General features: G+C 65.7%; 18 protein-coding genes. 5 read left to right on the top strand and 13 right to left on the bottom strand.

Features of this window, described 5'->3' with window-relative positions; translation table 11 throughout:
• Positions 1-18 precede the first annotated feature (18 nt).
• The 3 genes from MPSD_RS02675 to MPSD_RS02665 are packed head-to-tail and all read right to left on the bottom strand — an operon-like array spanning position 19 to position 2,175.
• Positions 19-543 carry a TIGR04338 family metallohydrolase gene (locus MPSD_RS02675; RefSeq protein ID WP_012392407.1) on the bottom strand — a complete coding sequence of 175 codons (525 nt, stop codon included), beginning with the start codon at positions 541-543 and terminating at the stop codon, positions 19-21.
• Positions 540-1,289 carry a DUF2786 domain-containing protein gene (locus MPSD_RS02670; protein ID WP_012392406.1) on the bottom strand — a complete coding sequence of 250 codons (750 nt, stop codon included), beginning with the start codon at positions 1,287-1,289 and terminating at the stop codon, positions 540-542. Before MPSD_RS02670 ends, MPSD_RS02675 begins: the two co-directional genes overlap by 4 nt.
• A gap of 46 nt (positions 1,290-1,335) precedes the next feature.
• On the bottom strand, positions 1,336-2,175 hold the full coding sequence (locus tag MPSD_RS02665) for an alpha/beta hydrolase (RefSeq protein ID WP_012392405.1): 840 nt from the start codon (positions 2,173-2,175) through the stop codon (positions 1,336-1,338).
• Positions 2,176-2,236: 61 nt separating this feature from the next.
• Between MPSD_RS02665 and MPSD_RS02660 the strand changes: the two genes are divergently transcribed.
• From MPSD_RS02660 to MPSD_RS02640, 5 genes are all read left to right on the top strand, one after another.
• Positions 2,237-3,151 (top strand): sigma-70 family RNA polymerase sigma factor, encoded by a 915-nt coding sequence (locus MPSD_RS02660; RefSeq protein ID WP_020785076.1) that lies wholly within the window; start codon positions 2,237-2,239, stop codon positions 3,149-3,151.
• 120 nt (positions 3,152-3,271) lie between these two features.
• Entirely contained in the window at positions 3,272-4,699 is a 1,428-nt protein-coding gene (locus MPSD_RS02655) for an alpha/beta hydrolase domain-containing protein (protein ID WP_086085139.1), read from the top strand.
• Positions 4,700-4,898: 199 nt separating this feature from the next.
• Positions 4,899-5,624 (top strand): pirin family protein, encoded by a 726-nt coding sequence (locus MPSD_RS02650; RefSeq protein ID WP_036426983.1) that lies wholly within the window; start codon positions 4,899-4,901, stop codon positions 5,622-5,624.
• Positions 5,625-5,673: 49 nt separating this feature from the next.
• Entirely contained in the window at positions 5,674-7,047 is a 1,374-nt protein-coding gene (locus tag MPSD_RS02645) for a YhgE/Pip domain-containing protein (protein ID WP_036425905.1), read from the top strand.
• A gap of 63 nt (positions 7,048-7,110) precedes the next feature.
• On the top strand, positions 7,111-8,238 hold the full coding sequence (locus tag MPSD_RS02640) for a phosphodiester glycosidase family protein (protein ID WP_015354187.1): 1,128 nt from the start codon (positions 7,111-7,113) through the stop codon (positions 8,236-8,238).
• A 67-nt stretch (positions 8,239-8,305) separates the two neighbouring features.
• On the opposite strand, the gene MPSD_RS02635 is transcribed toward MPSD_RS02640, so the two are convergent.
• The 10 genes from MPSD_RS02635 to MPSD_RS02590 form a co-directional block, all read right to left on the bottom strand.
• Complete coding sequence (locus MPSD_RS02635; protein ID WP_020785082.1) at positions 8,306-9,100, bottom strand: hypothetical protein; 795 nt, start codon at positions 9,098-9,100, stop codon at positions 8,306-8,308.
• Positions 9,067-9,624 carry a hypothetical protein gene (locus MPSD_RS02630; protein ID WP_020785083.1) on the bottom strand — a complete coding sequence of 186 codons (558 nt, stop codon included), beginning with the start codon at positions 9,622-9,624 and terminating at the stop codon, positions 9,067-9,069. Before MPSD_RS02630 ends, MPSD_RS02635 begins: the two co-directional genes overlap by 34 nt.
• Entirely contained in the window at positions 9,621-10,610 is a 990-nt protein-coding gene (locus tag MPSD_RS02625) for an RDD family protein (protein WP_012392398.1), read from the bottom strand. The genes MPSD_RS02630 and MPSD_RS02625 overlap by 4 nt, the downstream gene beginning before the upstream one ends.
• Positions 10,607-11,410 carry an Mce protein gene (locus tag MPSD_RS02620; protein WP_086085140.1) on the bottom strand — a complete coding sequence of 268 codons (804 nt, stop codon included), beginning with the start codon at positions 11,408-11,410 and terminating at the stop codon, positions 10,607-10,609. The genes MPSD_RS02625 and MPSD_RS02620 overlap by 4 nt, the downstream gene beginning before the upstream one ends.
• Positions 11,380-12,933: an MCE family protein gene (locus MPSD_RS02615; RefSeq protein WP_086085141.1), complete on the bottom strand. Its 1,554-nt coding sequence runs from the start codon at positions 12,931-12,933 to the stop codon at positions 11,380-11,382. The genes MPSD_RS02620 and MPSD_RS02615 overlap by 31 nt, the downstream gene beginning before the upstream one ends.
• Positions 12,927-14,078, bottom strand: a complete 1,152-nt coding sequence (locus MPSD_RS02610; protein WP_086085144.1) for a virulence factor Mce family protein — start codon at positions 14,076-14,078, stop codon at positions 12,927-12,929. The genes MPSD_RS02615 and MPSD_RS02610 overlap by 7 nt, the downstream gene beginning before the upstream one ends.
• A gap of 71 nt (positions 14,079-14,149) precedes the next feature.
• Positions 14,150-15,757 carry a virulence factor Mce family protein gene (locus tag MPSD_RS02605; RefSeq protein WP_020785087.1) on the bottom strand — a complete coding sequence of 536 codons (1,608 nt, stop codon included), beginning with the start codon at positions 15,755-15,757 and terminating at the stop codon, positions 14,150-14,152.
• The gene (locus MPSD_RS02600; RefSeq protein WP_036426986.1) at positions 15,754-17,319 is read right to left on the bottom strand and encodes a virulence factor Mce family protein; all 1,566 of its coding nucleotides are present in this window, start codon (positions 17,317-17,319) and stop codon (positions 15,754-15,756) included. Before MPSD_RS02600 ends, MPSD_RS02605 begins: the two co-directional genes overlap by 4 nt.
• Complete coding sequence (locus MPSD_RS02595; protein ID WP_015354180.1) at positions 17,316-18,356, bottom strand: virulence factor Mce family protein; 1,041 nt, start codon at positions 18,354-18,356, stop codon at positions 17,316-17,318. The genes MPSD_RS02600 and MPSD_RS02595 overlap by 4 nt, the downstream gene beginning before the upstream one ends.
• Positions 18,353-19,657 carry an MCE family protein gene (locus MPSD_RS02590; protein WP_086085142.1) on the bottom strand — a complete coding sequence of 435 codons (1,305 nt, stop codon included), beginning with the start codon at positions 19,655-19,657 and terminating at the stop codon, positions 18,353-18,355. Before MPSD_RS02590 ends, MPSD_RS02595 begins: the two co-directional genes overlap by 4 nt.

The following is a 19,657-nucleotide window of genomic DNA, read 5'->3' as shown; positions in this document are numbered from 1 at the left end:
CATCGTGACCCGACGAGCTCACCGCACACCCTCTTTCGCGTACACAACCCGCAGCACGTGACCGAGTTCGGGCCCCATCACCAACTCGGCCAGGGTGCACATCGTCGCCACGAACTCCGGGCCGTGCGGCGGCGGCACCTGACACAGATGATGCGCCACTTCATGCAGCACCACCAGCTCGCGCATCGCCCAATCGCCGGCGCCACGGCCGGGACCAGCGCCGGGAACGGCAATGGTTCCCACGCCACCGCGGTTTTCGTAGTGCGCCGCGGTGGCCGCCTGGCGCGCCCGCACCCGCAGCGGTGACACGGCGGGCCAGTGTTGCCGCACCGCGGGCAGCCCCAGCACGGAATCGACATAACTCTGCACCGACGACACCGACGCAAACCGGCCTTCCGGCGGCAGTGTCAACTGCGTTCCGAAGAACTCCACGCTGGGTGTGCCGTGTTCGGCGGCACGATCGAACAGGGTCCGGACGAACTCCTCGGCCGCGTACACCTTGGCACGCTGGAAGTCCCTTTTGGACGACTCCGCCGCTGTCACCGATCCAGGGCGGTCCTCGCCCCGGGCAGTTCGGGGCTTTTCCCAAGCCGCGCCTGGCGCCCGGCCCGGTCGCCCGCGCGCCGCGCCGCCGATGAATACCCGGCAGAGGCCCTGGTGGCCCGCCAGGTACCACGCGCCTGCGACGCACTGCGGTAATGGTCGCGCAATTCAAGTTCCTTGTCCCGCAGCGCGATCTCGGTGCCCGGCGCCCGGCTTCGGTCCATGGCAACTTCGGTTTTCGCCTGCTCGCGCGCCTCGGCCAGGCGCTGACCGACCCGCGCCCCGAACGCCAATTGAAAGTTGAGCCGGGCGGTGATCGTCGGGGTGGGCCGGTGCGCGCCCGTGGCCAGGTAGCCATCCGACGCCCGCACCATCTGGACCACCAGGCTGGCGTACAGCGCGTGGGTCGCATCGATGTCCTCGGTGAACCCATAGGCGTAGAGGAACGTCGAATTCGTTGCGATGTCACAACGCACGTCATTTGCCGCGCCGATGAGCACGAACAACTGGGCATAGGTCCGCAGACCGCGGGTGCCCGCCGTCCCGATGGTGATGGTGCGCTGGGTCGGCGCCGAAGCGGCGGACCGATGGGCCGAATGAGAGCGGGCCACGGCCAGGTCGATGGAGGCCGCGGTGGCCAGCCGTTGGGCAGCGCTCATGAAAGCATCGGCTTCGTGGGCGTTGTCGGTGCCTTCGGCCTGACGCAGCAGGGCCGCGATACGGGCCAGCATCTTGTCGTCGGTCATGGCGCCAAACTACGGAAGTGATCCGACATTTCCGGGTCCATGCGGTTTACAGCCGCGCAGTGATCCAGGAGACCACATCGTCGAGCACCTGATCACGCTCCGGCTCGTTGAAGGCCTCGTGGTACAGCCCGGGATACTCCTTGAGTTCGACGTCGGCGGATCCGACATGTCCGACCAGGCGACGACTGCCCTCGATCGGAATCAATCGGTCATCGGTGCCGTGTATCACCAGCAGTGGCGCCGTCAAGGCTGGAGCCCGCCGAGGCATGGTCTCCCCCACCTGCAGCAGCGCCCGACCGATTCCGGCCGGGACTCGACCGTGGTAGACCTGCGGATCGTTCTGGTAGGCCGCCACCACCTCCGGATCGCGGGATATGGCGGTGAAGTCCAGTTCCTGTACCGGCAGCCCCGGCACCACCACGCCAAGAACTTTGGCGGCCGCCGCGATCACCGGTGACACCAGATCCTGGGCCGCCACCGCCGGCGCCGAGAGCACCATCAGGTCGTAGTTGTCCGGGCGCTCGACGCCGTAGGCGAACACGATCCCGCCGCCCATGCTGTGTCCGAGCACGATGCACTTCAGGCCCGGGTTGTCCCGGGTGGCGATGCCCACCAGGGTGTCGAAGTCGGCGGTGTACTCGGAGATGTCTCGAACCAGCACCCGCTTGCCGCCGGAGCGGCCGTGGCCACGGTGGTCAAGGGCATAGGTGACCAACCCGGCCGCTCCCAACCGTTGGGCGACGTGATCGTAACGGCGGGCATGCTCACCCAGCCCGTGAGCCAGCACGACGACCGCCTTCGGCGCGGCATCCGGCGTCCAGACGTCGTAGACGATGTGCACGCCGCCGACACCGTCGAAGGTCCGTTCAGTGCGGGTCGTATTCATTACCGGCAGCGTAGTTGCTCGAGGACTGGGAATGTCAGCGACTCTGCGTAGGCTCATTGACGTGAGTGCGCTCGCCGGGAACTCCACGCAGAACTCCATAGCGAACTTCACCGCCCCCGCCGCCGAACGCGAACGGCCGGCCGGCGACGAATTCGCTGTCCACGCCGAGCCCTACCGGCGTGAGTTGCTGGCCCACTGCTACCGGATGACCGGGTCGGTACATGACGCCGAGGATCTGGTGCAGGAGACGCTGCTGCGGGCGTGGAAGTCCTACCACCGCTTCGAGGGCAAGTCCTCGCTGCGGACCTGGCTGCACCGGATCGCCACCAACACCTGCCTGAGCGCGTTAGAGGGTCGGCAACGCAGGCCCTTGCCGACGGGGCTGGCGGCCTCGGGTTCGGATCCGACGGCACCGCTGGTCGAGCGCGCCGAAGTGCCCTGGCTCGAGCCATTGCCCGATTTGATGGCCGATCCGGCGGATCCATCGGTCATCGTCGGCTCCCGGGAATCGGTCCGGTTGGCCTTCGTCGCCGCGTTGCAGCATCTGTCTCCCCGGCAACGAGCGGTGCTGCTGTTGCGAGACGTGCTGCAATGGAAGGCCGCCGAGGTGGCCGAAGCGATCGGCACGACCACCGTCGCCGTGAACAGCCTGCTGCAACGGGCCCGGGCACAGCTCGAGACCGCCCAGCCCAGTGCCGATGACGGACTGGTCGCACCCGATTCGCCGGAAGCCCAAGACCTGCTGACTCGCTACATCGCCGCATTCGAGGCCCACGACATCGACCGGCTGGTGGAGATATTCACCGCCGAGGCGATCTGGGAGATGCCCCCCCTATGCCGGCTGGTATCAGGGCGCGCGCGACATCATCACGCTCATTCACCAGCAGTGCCCGGCCGAATGTCCCGGCGATATGCGACTTATTCCGTTGGTCACCAACGGCCAGCCCGCCGCGGCCATGTACATGCGGGCGGGTGAGACCCATGTGCCCTTTCAGTTGCATGTGCTGGATATGGTTGACGGCCGAGTGTCACATGTGACAGCCTTCCTGGACGGCTCACTGTTCCCGAAATTCGGCCTGCCGGCTTCGATTTGACGATGGCCGGTTCCTTGCGCGTCGCGCCCGTGCCCGGCAAGCCGGCGCTGCTGTTGGGCGCCTTCGATTTGGGCGGGCTGGGCTACCTCGTCGAGGAGTTCTTCGTCTCCGGAACGGCGCATTCCTATGTCCCCGCGGCCGAGCTCGGCGCCGATGGCCGTTGGGACGTAATACCTTCGGACACCGCCGATTACACGACCCGGATGGTGGTGCTGACTCCGGCGGATCCGGCCAGGTTCAACGGCACGGTGCTGCTGGAATGGCTCAACGTCAGCGGCGGCATCGACGCTCCAGCGGTATGGATGATGGCGCATCGCGAAATTGTTCGCGCCGGATACGCCTACGTTGCGATCTCGGCCCAACGGGTCGGCGTCGAAGGTGGCCCAGGCCTGCTTGGCGCGGACCTGTCACTCAAGAACCAAGACCCAGCGCGCTACCGATCCCTGCACCACCCCGGCGACGCCTTCTGCTACGACATCTTCTCCCAGGCCGGCGGACTGCTCCGGGATGCCGATCCTCATGACCTGCTGCGCGGTCTGCGCCTACAACACCTGGTGGCCATGGGCGAGTCCCAATCGGCGATGTTCTTGACGACCTACATCAATGCCGTCGACCCGCTGGCCGAGATCTACGACGGATTCCTCGTGCATTCGCGATTCGCCTCCGCCGCACCGCTGGACGGCGGCTCCGTATTCGAGGAATCCGAAACACCACAAGCGGTCACCTTCCGTCCGGATCTTCGGGTCCCACTGATCACGATCATCACCGAAACCGACCTGTTCGGGGGTGTGCGCCGGGGTTACGTCTACACGCGTCAGCCCGACAATCAGTGGCTGCGGGTCTGGGAGATTCCCGGGGCCGCTCATGCCGACAACTACACGATCCAGGTCGCACCGATCGACACCGGCGACGCGCCGCTGGACGCGATCGTGGCCGCCTATGCGCCGACCGACACCCTGATGGGGCGCCAACTTGACTACTACATCAACTTTGCGCCGCAGCACCACTACGTGGTTCAGGCGGCGGTGAGCGCGCTGAGCTCCTGGGTCCGCACCGGCGAGCCGGCGCCACACGCGGCTCGCATCGCGATGCACGACAGCGATCTGGCCCGGCCCGTGCTGGATCGCAACGGCCTGGCCACCGACGGCATCCGAACCCCGTGGGTGGATGTGCCGATCGCACGGACATCCGGCCACGGCGCCCAGGACAGCATCATGGCCGCCATCTTCGGCTCCGGCGAACCCTTCGACGCCGCCACCTTGGACCGGCTCTATCCGGGCGGAGCGCAACAGTATCTCGACAACTTCAGCGCCGCGCTGGACCGGACAATCGAAAGCGGATTCATCTTGTCGGCCGACCGCGGCGAGATCCTCCAACTCGCGACCGCCACCTTCCCCGGCTCCGGATCGCAGCGCCTAACGCGCCGCTAGCGCTGGGCGCATCGCCGGCCAAACCGTCAGGCAGCAAACGATATTGATGCCATTCCCGCGGCGCTGCGGCAGCACGCGTTCACCGGAAGGCAGGGCGGTTCGACTGCGGTGAATCTGAATCAACCTCGGCAACAAAGTGATTCGACGCACGACGCGGGGCGCACGCGCGGGGCCCCTGTACCGGATTAATGTGGAGACCATGCCCGCCACCGTGCAGATTAGGCGCGCGGCCGACCGAGCCGTCACCACCACATCCTGGCTGACGTCCAGACATTCGTTCTCGTTCGGCGACCACTACGACCCCGACAACACCCACCACGGCTTGCTGCTGGTCAGCAACGATGACGTGGTGCAACCCCGAAGCGGCTTCGACACGCACCCGCATCGGGACATGGAGATCGTGACTTGGGTACTCGAAGGCGAACTGACACACCGGGACTCCACAGGCAACCACGGCGTGATCTATCCCGGCCTGGCCCAACGCATGTCGGCGGGCAGCGGCATCCTGCATTCGGAGACCAACGATTCGCAGTCACAGCCGGTGCATTTCGTGCAGATGTGGGTCGCGCCCGACGAGACGGGCATCACACCGAGCTACCAACAGCGTGGAATCGATCACCGGCTGTTCGACGGCGGCCTGGTCACCGTCGCCTCGGGTATCCCCGGCCAGGACGCGGCGATCACCCTGCACAACCGCCACGCCGCGCTGCATTGCGCGCGGTTGCGCCCGGGCGACACCATCGACCTGCCGTCGGCCTCCTACCTGCACTTATTCGTTGCCCGGGGACGGCTCGGACTGGAATCATTCGGTGATGTGAGCACCGGAGATGCGGTCCGCTTCACCGACGTCGAAGCCCCGCGCCTGAGCGCGCATGCGCCCGCGGAGGTACTGATCTGGGAGATGCGCTCGATCCTGGGCAGCTGAGGATATCCAGCAAGGCCACATAGAGTGGGCACGACAGACAGGAGCCCACATGTCTCAATCGCAGCCGCGCCATGCGGCGCCGAACCCCAAGCGAAGTATCAAGTCGCTTCGGACCGTGCGGTTCTGGACGGCGCCGGTCGTCATCACCCTGGCCTTGATGTCCGCGCTGGCGGCGCTGTACCTGGGCGGAATCCTGAATCCGACCACCAATCTGCGCCAGTTCCCCATCGCCTTGGTCAACGAGGACGCCGGGCCCGCCGGCAAGCAGATTGTCGACGGCATCGTCGCCGGATTGGACAAGAACAAATTCGATGTCCGGGTGGTCGACCACGAACAGGCCCAGCGGCTGCTGGACCGGGCCCAGGTCTACGGCTCGGCGGTAATACCGCCGACCTTCTCCTCCCAGCTGCGCGACTTCGCGGTAAGCGCGGTCCAGCCCGGTTCCACCGACCGGCCCGTGATCACCATCTCCACCAATCCGCGTGCCGGCACCCTGGGCGCCAGCATCGCCGGCCATACCCTGACGCAGGCGATGGCGGCCGCCAATAGCAAAGTCGGCGAACGTGTTACGGCCGAGGTGGCGGCGCAGACCGGCGGCGCGCCACTGTCCGGCGCATCGGCGCTCGGGCCGGCCAGCCCCATCGACGTCAAGACCACCGTGTACAATCCGCTGCCCAACGGGACCGGCAACGGCTTGTCGGCCTTCTACTACGCGCTGTTGCTGCTGCTGGCCGGCTTCACAGGCAGCATCATGGTGAGCACCTTGGTGGACTCACTGCTGGGATACGTGCCGGCCGAGTTCGGCCCCGTCTACCGCTTCGCCGAGCAGGTCAACATCTCGCGATTCCGCACCCTGTTGCTCAAGTGGGGATTGATGACGGTGCTGGCATTGCTCACCTCGGCGGTCTATATGGCCATCGCCCATGGGCTCGGCATGCCCATTCCGGCGGGCTGGAAGTTATGGCTATACGGGGTGTTCGCGATCACCGCGGTGGGCGTGACGTCCAGTTCGCTGATCGCGGTGCTGGGCTCCATGGGCCTGCTGGCCAGCATGCTGGTCTTTGTCATCCTCGGCCTGCCGTCGGCCGGCGCCACGGTCCCACTGGAGGCGGTGCCGCCGTTCTTCCGCTGGCTGGCCAAATTCGAGCCGATGCACCAGGTATTTCTGGGCGTGCGATCGCTGTTGTATCTCAACGGTCAACCGGAGTCCGGGTTGTCGCACGCGCTGTTGATGACGGCGATCGGCCTGGTCATCGGCCTGTTGCTAGGTGGCCTCACCACCCACCTCTATGACCGCAAGGGCTTCCACCGGATTCCCGGCGCGGTGGAGATGGCGATTGCGGCGGAGCACCAAGCGCAGCATCAGGCCAAGGAGCGCGCCCGCGACCGTGATTCAACTGAAAGCTCAAGCGAGGAAACGTAATTAGGGTGCGGCCGTGCCGTCACCCCGCTGTGATTTTTGTTGACAATGGGGCGGATGTGTCTGATGCTAGGGGGGTTGCTCCTCGACCTGGGCCGAAAGGGCTACCTCGTGCTGACGGCATTTGCCAGCCTGCGCCGACTCACGGCCTGCTTTGCCGTCCTGGCGGTGTGCGCGACGTTGGCCACCACCACAGGACGGCCGCTGGCCCGCGCCGCTGACGGACGCGAGATGCTCGAGCACGCCATTGCCACCACCCGGGGCTCCTATCTGGTCTACAACTTCGGCGGTGGCCATCCCATGCCGCTGCTCAACGGGGCCGGCCATTGGTATGAGATGAACAATGGCGGGCATCTGATGATCATCAAGAATGCGTCGCAGCGGTTGCAGCCGCATCTGTTGGTTGACACGCACACCGGCGACCAGGCCCGCTGCGAGCGCAACCCGGGGGCCCGCACCAGCGAAGGGCTATGGCAGGCGTCGGAGATCTACCCGCCGCTTCAGGCGTGGCAGCGGATGGGACAGCCGACTATTGCCATCAACGCCAATTTCTTCGACGTGCGGGGGCAGAAGGGCGGTTCGTGGCGGACCACCGGTTGCAGTTCGCCGCTGGGCGCCTTCGTGGACAACACCCACGGGATGGGACGCGCCAACCAGGCCGTGACCGGCACCGTCGCCTACGCGGGCAAGCAGGGACTGTCCGGCGGAAATGAGGTTTGGACGTCCCTGACGACCATGATCATTCCGGTCGGCGGCGCACCATATGTGTTGCGCCCCAAGGGTAGGCAGGACTACGACCTCGCCACCCCGGTGATCCAGGATCTGCTCAACAAGAATGCGAAATTCGTCGCGGTCGCGGGCATCGGCCTGCTGTCCCCCGGCGATATCGGACAGCTGCACGACGGCGGCCCTAGTGCGGCGCGGACGGCCCTTGCCTACTCCAAGCCGAAAGACGAGATGTACATCTTTGAGGGCGGCAGCTACACCCCGGACAACATCCAGGACCTGTTCCGAGGCCTGGGCAGCGACACTGCCATCCTGCTCGACGGCGGTGGGTCGTCCGCGATCGTGTTGCGCCGCGACACCGGGGGCATGTGGGCCGGGGCGGGAGCACCGAAAGGCTCGTGTGACACCCGCCAGGTCCTGTGCGATTCGCACGAGCGGGCGCTGCCCAGCTGGCTCGCGTTCAACTAGCCCGCCGCTCCAGCACCTGGCCGTCACGTTCACGTTCACCGTCGGCCGTCGGTCCGCCGCGGGTGGACTAGACGCGCGGTGTCAGGTCCAGTGAGGTGATGGTCGTCATCCGGGTCACGAACCACCGGGACCGGTCCCGCTTCATGATCAGCCGATAGGACAGGTACTTCATCGACGGGATGTTCTTGGTGAGCGGGCTGGTCGTCGTGGTGTTGGTGTAGACAATCGCGATGGCGTTCGGGCCATCCAGCGATTCCACCGCTACCCCGGTGACCTCGGTGTTGTTGGTGATCTTGGCCTGCTTGTTGGGCGCCACGATGGTGTCGACGAACTTGCGGTACTGGGCTCCGAAGTCGCCACTGAGATAGGTCGCGGCGCGATCGGGCAGGCCGTCCATGTTCTCGGGGTTGTAGGTCCACAACGTGGTGATCGCGTTCGCGGCGGTGCGGGCCACGTTGAGCTTGATCGCCACCACCGCCCGATCGGCCAGGTAGGGCTGCACGGCGGCACCCGCGAATGCCGCGGAACCCACAAAGAGCAGCGCAGTGATCGCCGCGCCCACCGCCGCTAGCCGGCGGCCGGTCAGTCTCTTGGGGCGGGCCGCGGCCTTGCCCTTCGCGCCATCCGCTTCCGCATCCGTATCCGGGTCGGTGGAGTCGGCGCTGGCTTCGCCCGTGTCCTCCACGGAATCGGTCGTGGCCTCGTCGTCAGCGGCCCTCTCGGCGGGCTCGGCCCCGGCGGCCGGCGTCTGGACGGCCTCGTCCGGTTGAGCTTCGTCGTCGGATGCCGCGGCAGCAGCCTCGGTCTCGCCGTCGGAGACGGCGTCGGTCAGATCACCTGCAGCAGGTTGCTGATCTTCCACTGATTCCCTTCCCACTTTGCCGTGGCAGCCCAGCGATTCGTGTTCTCAAAGACCTGTTTGCCATCCGGTGACTTGGAGGTCACCTCGGTAGCCACCAGCACGTTGGCGCTGCCATCGTCATTCCACCGCTCCACGCCGGCATCCAGCACGGTGCCGGTGGCCGGCTCGGCACGGGCGATCTGTATCAGGATCTCGTTCGCCTTTTCGCGGTACTGCTTGGCGAAATCGCCGGTCGCGTGCGCCAGTATGCCCTCGATGTACTCGTTGGCGTGATACGGATCGACGGAGGTGAACTCGCTCATGAACGACTTCACCGAGTTGACCACCTCATGGTCTTTCCTGGCGGCGTGGTAGCGCGTGACGTGCGAGGCGAACATCAGACTGCACACGGTGATCGCCGCCGCCATCAGCACGGCGGCGGCGGTGGCCGCCAGTGACAGCCCCCACTGTCGTTTCGGCACCTCCGGATAGGACGCGACCAGTAACGAGGCCTCGCCGGGAACAAACTTGCGCCGCGGACTCATTTCCCATTCCCAGGGGGTTTGGGCTTGGTCAGGACGGTGAGATCGTCCACCCGCCACTGGTTGGCCCCGTCTTTGGCGAAGCTCACCCGCACGGTTGCGCTGATGTAGCGGATCTCGGGTGGGCTGCCTCGACGGCCCTGCATGAACATCAACATGGTGGCGTGATCGGGCGTCGCCGCCTGTATCGAGCTGTCGGTCACCCAATACTCGTTGAGGACGGGGTGTCCCTTGGCCACGGTCTCCTGCTGAACGGCCAACTGCTCGCGGTACTTGTCGGTGGTCAGCGACCGGGCGCGGGCGAAGTCCTCTTGCAGCGTGCTCGGGTCGTAGGTCAGCATCTGTGCGACGATCTTCGGCCCCTGCGTCGCGATCTCCGCGCGGGTTTGATCGGTCGCCTGGTCTCTGGCGTAGACCAGACCGTAGCTCAGCGCGGAGCCGCCGACGCACAGCGCCGCGGCGGTGAGCAACGCCGCCACCGTCCACTGCCTGACGTGGGCCGGGCGCTGCTCGGGATCGCGGTAGCGAACCTCGGTGCGTAGCAGCAGGTCGGCGAACGTGCGCCGCCGAGAGTCCCACAACGGCCACAGCCACCCGATCAACAGCGGAAGGGTATCCAGCAGGTGAGCCAGGTCTCTGACCAGCAGCAGCCACGGTCCGAGGGCATCATCGCCGTCGTGGCTGTCGCGGCGCACCACCGTGATTCCGCACAGGGCCCGTCCCAAGCTCCAGCCGAGGATCGGCGGCAGCAGCAGCCGGTTGGCCGCCATGACCAAAACGACCAGCGCCAGAAGGGAGACGCACACCCACCACCAGACGCTGTCCGGCGGCACAGTCTCGGCGACCAGCCCCAACGTGGCCACCACGGCGGCACCGGACAGCACGTCGACGGCGAAGGCTCCCAGCCGCAGATGCCAGGGGGCAAGAACCTTCTGGGGTAACTCTGCGACGACGTCCGTGGTCTCGATCTTGTCGACCACCACCGTCACTTCGCCACCTGATCAAGCTTGGAGATCTTGTACTGCCCTTCGGTGGGCGTCATCCGCACCCGCAGCCGGTAGCCGGTCTCCTGATTCTGGTCCTGATCGTTGGACATCTTGACGCGCAGCGCGACCAGCACGTCCACCGAGCCGTCCGGGTTGTTGCGCTCAACGGCTGCACGCATGTCGGTCAGTTGCACGTGCACGTTGGCGGCCTGGTAGGCCTGCACCAGCATGCTGCTGTAGAGCACGGCCTGAGAGCGGTACTGATCGGTGCCGCAATCGATGATCTTCTGTTCACTGGCGGCCATGGCGCTGGTGTCGGGGGCCTGGGTAGCCGCGACACAATCCTTCGCCGCTTCCAGGGCCGCCGCATCGTTGCGCGCAATCACCTGGCTCTCCTGGTGCGAACGCAGCGCCAGGTAGTCGCCGGCGCCGATGCCACCGGCGGCCAACAGCAGGACCGCGCTGATGCCCACCAGCCAGCCCCGCCCCAGCCGCGAAGGTCTGCGCTCGACACCGGGCTCGACAGCCTGGCCATCGCCGGACTGCTCGGTGTCCTCGGCTTGCTCTTGGGCAGCGTCGTGCGAACCGGCCGAGGCCTCGGGTTCGGCCGCGGCCTCGGGTTCCGGTTGTTCAGTCGAATCCGGTGCGGCCTCGGATTCCGCTGAATCCTCGGTCGTCACGTCGTGACTGATCTGTACGGCTTCGGCCTCAGATTCCGACGAATCCTCAGCTGTCGCCTCGGTACGCAACGAATCATCCGCGTCGGTGGGGTTCAGCCGGCTGGCGCCAACATCTCCTTCCATCCGTCGTCTCCTGTTTTGGTCGAGTTTTCGACGGAGTATTTGACTCCGTCGGGCCCTACCAGTTCACCGCTCTGGGGACTGTAGACAGCCGTCGGGGGGCCCGGAGTGTAGACACACGGGTTGGGCTGCTGGCCGTTGCACTGCACCGTACCCGATCCCGGTCGCTGCAGCGGATCGCTGATCGGAGGTGGCGTTCCGCCCGGAGGCAGCTTGTCCGCCGGTGCCGGGTTCATCCCGTTGTTCACCGATGGCGCCTGCGCCACCAGGCCGGGCTTAACCGGCTGGTCGCAGCGCGCGCCGGGCGCCGGGCAGGTCAGCAGCTGGTTGGGGTCGCCGTACCACGGGTTGGTACCCGCCGGGACGTACGGCTTGGGGTCACGGCACTCACGCGGGGTCGCTGCCCGCTTGCCGGGGACGTCCACACACGGGATGTTGCGGGAGCCGCGCACACTGTTGGCCGGCGTGTCCATCGGAATCTTGCAGTAGGTGCCCTTAGGCAGCGGCTGCAGGCTGGTGTCGGCGAAGGAACGCCACTGCTCGGCCGGGATGAAGCCGGTCAGACAGGGTGGTGGCTGGTTGATCGCCAGCGCCATGTCCAGGGCGGCCATGTTCGGGAAGGGCGCGGCCACCGTCTGGGTGATCGAGGCACCCTGGGGCAGGAATACCAGCACCTGCTCCAGGCCCTTGTGGTAGCGCTTGAGCAGGTCAAACACCACTTCCAGGTTCGCCAACGTCTGCGGCAGCGAGTCGCGCACGTCGCTGAAGACCGAGTTGAGCTGGTCGGCGGTGGGCGCGGCTTGAGTAAGAATGCTCTTCACGTTCTGGTCCCGCTCGGCCGTCTGGGTGGCCAGGACGTTGAGGTTGTGTGCCCAGCGCGAGATCGCATCGCCCGAGTTGACCTGACTGTCCAGGATCGGGCCCGAGTTCTGGATGATGTCGTTGACGTCGTTGATCTGGGTGTGGAAGTCCCCGACGATCGCCTGCGTGGCGTCGACCAGCCGCTGCAGGGCGGGCCCCAAGCCGCCGACCGCTTGCGCGGTCTCATCGAGCAGCACCGGGATCTTGTCTGCCGGCAGCACCTCGAGCCCGCGGTTCGCGGTGTCCAGCGCAGGACCGATTTCGCTGGGTACCGTTCCCTTGGTGATGGTCTGCCCGGGCGAGAGGAACTTCGCGGGGGCGCCGGTGGACACCAGGTCCAGGTACTGTTCGCCGACCGCCGACACCGAATGCACGTTGGCGGAAGCGTCGACCGGGATCTTGTAGCGGCTGTCGATGCTCATCGTGGCTTCGACACCGGTTGCCGTGGGTTCGACGCCGGTCACCTTGCCGATCGTGATGCCGCGATAGGTGACGTTGGCCGTGGGATACAAACCACCCGAGGCCGGCAACTCGGCCTTGAGCGGGTAGCGCCCCACCCCCAGCAACGCCGGGATCTGCAAGTAGTAGACGCCCAGGACCAGCAGCGACAGGACGGTCAGCGTCCCGAACATGATCAGCTGGCGCTTGATGAATGGAGTCAGCACTGCCTGTCACCCCTTTCCACCAGCGGACCGCCGGGTGCGTCGTTCGGGTTCGGGGTGTACCGGACGTCGGGAATCATCGTCTCCGGGTCACGGCCGAACGACTGCTCCAGGGCGCGCAGCGCGCCGGAGAAGCCGGTACCGGTGAGCACCGCGTTGTCCATGGCGCTGAACGTGACGTCCAGGGTGGCCGAGACGTTCTGATAGTCACCGCGGAAGATCTTCGGCACGGCGTCGATGTCGAACGGCTGGGTGAGGATCAGCTTCAGGGCCCCGATCAGGTACTGCGAGCCGCGACCGAGTTCCTTGAGCGGACACTGCAACGACTGCAGATCGGTGTGCAGGTTGCCCCGTACCTCCGACAGGTAGCGGCCGGTGACGTCGCTGAGCTGTCCCACCGAGTTCACGGCGTTGATCAGCAGATCGCGGGTGTCAGCGAAATGCTTGATCAGCGGCGGCAGATCGGTCAGCGCGCGATCCACCACGTCGGCCCGGCCACCCACGTAGGCCATCAGTCGGTTGGTGGAGTCGATGGCGCGAGTGATGTCATCGCGTTGTTCGTTGAGCTGCCGCGTGAAGGTGTCAAGCCTGGTGAGGAAGCCCCGGATCTGATCGCCGCGCCCGTGGAAGATGTCGTAGACCTCGTTTTGCAGCACTTCCAGGTTGGGGATGCCGCCGCCGCGCAGGATCAGCGAGATGCTGGCCAGCGTTTGCTCGGTATTGGGGTACGCCGAGGAATTCTTCAGCGGGATGGTGTCGCCGTTCTTGAGTAGCTGCGACGACGGGTTGGGCGGTGCGGCCAGCTCAACGTGCTGGGAACCCAGCAAACTGGTCTGGCCGATCTTGGCGAGCGCGTTCTTGGGCAGCTTGACGCCCTGGTCGATGCCCAACGTCAGGGTCGCCACCCAATTCTTGAGCTGGATGTTGCGAATCGACCCGACGGGCACGTCGGCAACCATCACCTTGCTGTTGCCGTTGATCGCCAGGGTGTCGGGCACCTGCACATAAACGGTGTAAGACCCCTTGCCGGTCCCCGGCGCACCCGGGATCGCGACATTGGAGATGCCACGCCAGCCACAGGAGCTCAGGACCAGCGCCACCATCAGCAGTGCCAGGCCCTGCCAGGCCCGGCGCGATACCGCGCGCATCGCGCCTACACCGCGTCTGGCGGCCGATTGCTTCGACTTACCGATCGCACCCATCACGCTCACGCCGCACCTCACTGTCCTGCCCCTGCCTCAGCGGGCAAAGGTGCTCCAACTGGTGCCGGTGCCGGTCCGGGCGCCGGTGTCGGGGCGACGGGACCTGGGATCACTTCCGGACCCGGCGGCGGTGGCTGTATTGGTACCGGAGCCTGCAAGCCGATCGGCGGCAGCACCGGGTACTCGTCGTAGGCGTTGGGCGGTCCGGGCGGTGTCTGCAGGGTCGACTGAACGGGCTCGATGTCGGGCCCACCCATCAGCTCGGAAAGCGACTCGGGAGTCATCAGGCCCGCCGTGATCGGCCCGACCTGCTGGCCCTGCATTCCGGGAGCGACGATCCAGCCGGGTTGGGTGTTGCGGTGCGACAGCGGAGTGTCCGGCACCCAGATGCCCGGAACGGTCGTGTCCTTGTACCCGTTCGGCGGCTGCAGCCGGGGCTCGGAGTAGGCGACCTGCTTGGGCAGCACCTCGGCGGTGTTGAACGCGTTCAACCCGAACGGGAAGTAGTTGAACTTGATCGCATCCAGCACGGGCGCCAGATACTGCGCACACAGCTCGGCGGACTCCTGGTAGCCGAGCCGGCTGCCGGCCTGAATCGAGCTGCAGACGAACTGCATCGGGTTCGCGAAGGACGTGATTTCCGGTACGGCGACAACCGAACCGTGCGCCGGGTGGTAGATCTGGTTCACGTTCGACGCGGCCGTGGGAAGCACGTGCAACGCCGTCTCCAGACCGTTCAACGGGTCAGGTTGCAGGAGAGTGTTGGTCGCTTCGGCCAGGTTGTTGACGTCGTAGGTCAGCACTTCGCGGTTCTTGTCCAGGAACGGCCGCACCGTCGACAGCAGGCTGTCGAACTGCTGCAGCGCATTGGACAGGTCGCGGTCGTAGCCCACCAGCCGGCCGGTGACGTCGGCGAGGTTCTGGTTCAGCGCCACGAACTGTTTGTCGTCCTGGTGCAGCGCGTTGACGAACAGCGCCAGGCTGCGCACCACCGCGAAGAAGTCGCCACGGCCTTCGTTCAGCGCGGTCAATGCCCGCGACAGGCTGTCCAGCGCGGTGTTGATCTGCTTGCCTTTGCCCTCCAAGCCGTTCGCGAAGGATTCGAGAACCTCGCCAAACGGCCCGGTCGGCTGATCCTTGGTGGGGCCCAGCTTGTCGATGATGTTGGTGATGCTGTTGCGCAGCTCATCCCACTCAACGGGCACCTGGGTGCGTTCCAGCGGGATCACCGCGTTGTCGGCCAGCACCGGGCCACCCTTGTAGGGCGGCTCCAACTGGATGGTGCGCGATGCGACCAGGGTCGGGTTGAGGATCACCGCGGAGGCGTTGGCCGGCACCTTGTACTTGTTCTGGTAGTGGAAGGTGACCTTCATCTTGTCGCCGGCCGGCTCGATGTTGTCGATCTTGCCTACCTGCAGGCCCATGATCTGGACCTTGTCCCCCGGGTAGAGGGCATTCGCACTCGGGAAGTAGGCGACCACGGTGTTGTTGGTCAGCTTCTGATACAGCTTCAAGCCGACGAACGCGGCAACCAGGCCGAGCACCAACACCAGGGACCCGATGATGACGGTCGCCCGGGAAACCTTGGGTAGCCGGATGTTGCGGATGTCAAAGATGGTGCTCAATTCTGGCTACCTCCCGTCGCACCACTACCTCCCGTGCCACCTGGGGTGATGTACGGGTCGGGCAGCTGCGGCCCGGGCCCAGGCGGTGCGGGCGGACCCTGCGGCAGCCCGGGAGCGAACGTTGACGGGGGTGGCGTCGGCCCGGCCGGTCCGACCGGCTCGGTGCGGGCACCTGGCGGCGCATCCGGCGGCAACGGCACCGGGGTACCGGGAGCATCCGGCGCGGGTTCGCCCGGCCGCCCGGCGATCGGAATACCCGGCGTCGGCGGCAGGCCGTTCGGATTCGGCGGTGACGACTCGACACCGTCCAACGGAGCCGGGAAGCCGAACCCACCGAACGGACCTTCCAGCACGCCCGCGCAGGGCAGCGGGTTGTCCGGCCGGGGCAGCGCGTCGGCGGCCGGCGTGTACGAGCAGGGCGATCCGGGTGGCACCGCGGGAAGCGGGTGGTCCGGGGTACCTTCGAGCACCCGAGGTCCCGGGGGCGGAGCGCCGTTGGGGAACCGAGTGCCGTTGGGGTCGGGGAACCGGTACTCCGGCAGCCCAGCACTGCGCCAGAAGTCCTCTGGGGACAGGCCACGCTTCTTGAACGCTGCATCGATGAACGGCTGCAGGATCTGGCCCGGGACCAGGTTGTGAATGACGACCTTGAAGAACGGGCCCGACGCGATGGACTCGTTCAGCGATGGCAGGAATGCGCCGACCATCTCGAGGCCCTTGGCGAGATCTTCTTTGCGTTCGATCAGGACGTCGCTGACCGTGCGCAGTTGTTCAAGCACGTGATTGAGGTTGGGGTTGTCGTTGATCAGCCCCTGAACCTGCGCTGAAAACGATGCGATGTTCCCCAGCAGCGCGTCGATCGCGCGGCCACGTTCGTTGAAGGCGACCAGCAGAGTCTTCGCGTTCACCAGCAGCCGGTCGACCTGCGCGCTGCGGTCCCCGAGGACGCTAGCCACTTGGTTGGCCTGGGCGAGCAGGTGCTTGAGCTCGTCGTCGCGCTTACCCAGCGTGTCGGAGAACTTGGCGACACCGTCGAGCGCGGAACTCAGGTGCGGATAGGTCTGATCGATCGTCTCCGACAACACGTGCAGCGACTTCTTGACCGTGTCGATGTCCCAGCCGGTGGCGGCCCGGGTGACGTCGAAGAATGCGTCGTAGATCTGGTACGGCGTGGTGCTCTGGCCCAGCGGCAGCGTGCCACCCGGCCGCAGCGGCTGGTTGCCGCGCGCCTCGATCTCGACGACCTTCTTACCCAGAATCGTGTCGGTACGGATCGACAGCCGGCTATCGGTGCCGATGGTGTTGGTGCCGATCGAGAACTTCATGACGATGTGGTCACCGTCGATCCGCAGGCCCTCGACCTTGCCGACGTCCAGCCCGGCGATGCGTACCTTGTCGCCGTTGTTGATTCCGCCGGAGTCGGTGAACTGCCCGTAGTAGCTCGGCCTGGCGAAAATCATCGGCACGCTGGTGAAGCTCTGACCCACGCCGACGACCACGAGCATCACGACGATGCCCATGAGCCCGATGCGAAGCCGGTTGGGGGGTTCTAGTGTCCTCATTGCGGTGCGCACCTACCCGTCGGTTGCGAGAAAAGTCGAACCGTTCGGACGGGCCCACCAGGCTGCAGCCCGTTGATCTTGAGGCTGATGTCGCAGGAGTAGAAGTTCACGAAGTCTCCATAGGACCCGATCGCGCGCCCAATCATGTTCAATGCCGTCGGCACCTTGTGCAGGAAGTCGGCGAGCTCTTGGCGCTGGTCGATCAGCGGCTGCTGAACGGCGTCCAGGTAGTTGACCGTCTTGTGTAGCAGCGCACGGTCCTCACCCAATAGGTCGGCCACGGTTCCGGCCGCGTTGCTGACATGCGCGATGCCACCGGAAAGATCGTCGCGGTGCTCGTTGAGCCCGGTGATCAGCACCTCGAGGTTGTTGACCGTCTGATCGAAGTCCTTGCGATGCCGCACGGTCGCGGCCAGGACGGTGTTGAGGTTCTTGATCACCTCACCGATCGCCTGGTCGCGCTCGGCAAGCTGCGAAGTCAGCTGAGCGGTTTGGTCGAGAATGTCGTTGATGGTGCCGCCTTGCCCCTGAAATACGGTGACCAGGGCCGAGGCGATGGTGTTGACCTTGTCGGGGTCCAGCGCCCGGAACACCGGCTTGAAACCACCGATCAGGGCGTCAAGGTCCAGCGCCGGCGAGGTCCGCGACAACGGGATGAAGCCACCCGGCGGCATGATCCGATCCGAGCCGTCGCCCTCGCCGCGTTTGAGCTCGAGGTAGCGATTGCCGATCAGGTCGAGGTAGCGGATCTGCGCGCTCGTCGACTGGTACAGCGGCACCGATCGGTCGACGTCGAAATTCACCCGCACCCGTTTGCCGCCGTCGATCAGCGATACCGACTTCACCTTGCCGATCTCGACCCCGGAGGCGCGAACAAACTGGCCCGGCCGCAGACCACTGGCATTGCTGAACTCGGCCGAGTACGCATACGTACGGTCAAAGCGGATCTGACCGAACACGATGATGATCATCACGCTGAAGAGCATCAGCACCAACGAGAAGATGCCGAGTCTGATTGCAGTACCGGTGATTTTCATGGGTTGATCGTGTAATCCCCTACTTGACGACCCCAGACATATTCCAGTACGAAGGGCGAACCGGTCTCCAAGTGGTTGTAGGGCGCAAGACTGTTGCCGGTGTCCATGACCAGCTCCGGCGCGGGCCAGAAGTCATGGGTGATGCCCTGCCAGCAGCCCGGCGCACCCCCAGGCCCGCCGTGTGCATTCACCCGTGGCAGGTTCTCGGGATAGATGTAGGGGTTGGGCGCCCCGCCGACCAGACCGGCAGCCAGGCCACCGACCTGCGAGATCAGCAGGGGCACAAGTGAGGCGGGGTTGAGCATCATTCCCAACGCGGAGAGCGGCGTCGTGTGGCTGTTCAGCGAGTAGCCGTTGCCGCCCAGGAACTTGTAGGCCTGCGGCTCGACGTCGTGGTAGTTGCGCAGGGTGCAGAACAACTCCGGGCTGTAGGTATCCAGCAGCTGGGCGCTTGGCACCAGGTCGGCGGCGCCGCGCGCCAGATAGGGTCCACCCCGCTCGAAGACGTCCGCGCCGGTGTTGCCGAATCCGACCGCCGCCAACAACGCCGCGTCCAAGTCGTGCTGCTGAGCATTGATGGTGCGTGCGGTCGGCACGGAGTTGTTGAGAAAGTCGAACAAATCCGGTGCGGCGTCGGCGTACACGTCACCCAGGGCCGCCAACTGTTGGATGTCGCGCCGAGCCTGAGGCATCTGCGGATTGATGTCGTCGAGGATCTCGTTGCCGTTGGCGATCGCCTCGCCGAACCGGTTACCCAGTCCGGTGAGGGCTTCCGCGGCGGCGCTCAGCGTCAGGTTCAGCTTGACCGGGTCCACCTTTTCGGAGATCGAGGTCAGGGTCTCGAACAAGGTGTTGATTTCGGTGGTCACCGCCGAGGCGTTGATGACGCTGTGGGCCGAAAGCTTCTTGTTCGACGGATGTTCCGGCGTTGTCAGTGACACGTACTTGCCACCGAACACCGTGGTCGCCTTGATCTGCGCGTCCACGTTTTCCGGTATCAGCGGCAGGTATCGCGGATAGACGTTCAAGACGAATTTTGCTGCCGGCTTGCCGTCCCTGGTGATCTCCGAGATGGTGTCGACTCGCCCGATCTGGACCCCGTTGTAGGTGACCTTCGAGCCCGGATCCATCACCAGGCCCACGCGCTCGGAGAACATGGTCAGCTTGACCTTGCGATCGAAGTCGCCACGGAACTGGAGGTAGACCAAGGACAAGATAAGCAGGCCGACCAAGAACAGGGCGATGCCCGCGATCTTGTACGGCGGTTCGTTGACCTTGTTGAGCTTGCCCGGTTTTGTCAT

It is taken from the genome of Mycobacterium pseudoshottsii JCM 15466 (assembly GCF_003584745.1).
Classification (GTDB): Bacteria; Actinomycetota; Actinomycetes; order Mycobacteriales; family Mycobacteriaceae; genus Mycobacterium; species Mycobacterium marinum.
This window is presented reverse-complemented; position numbering and strand designations above follow the sequence as displayed.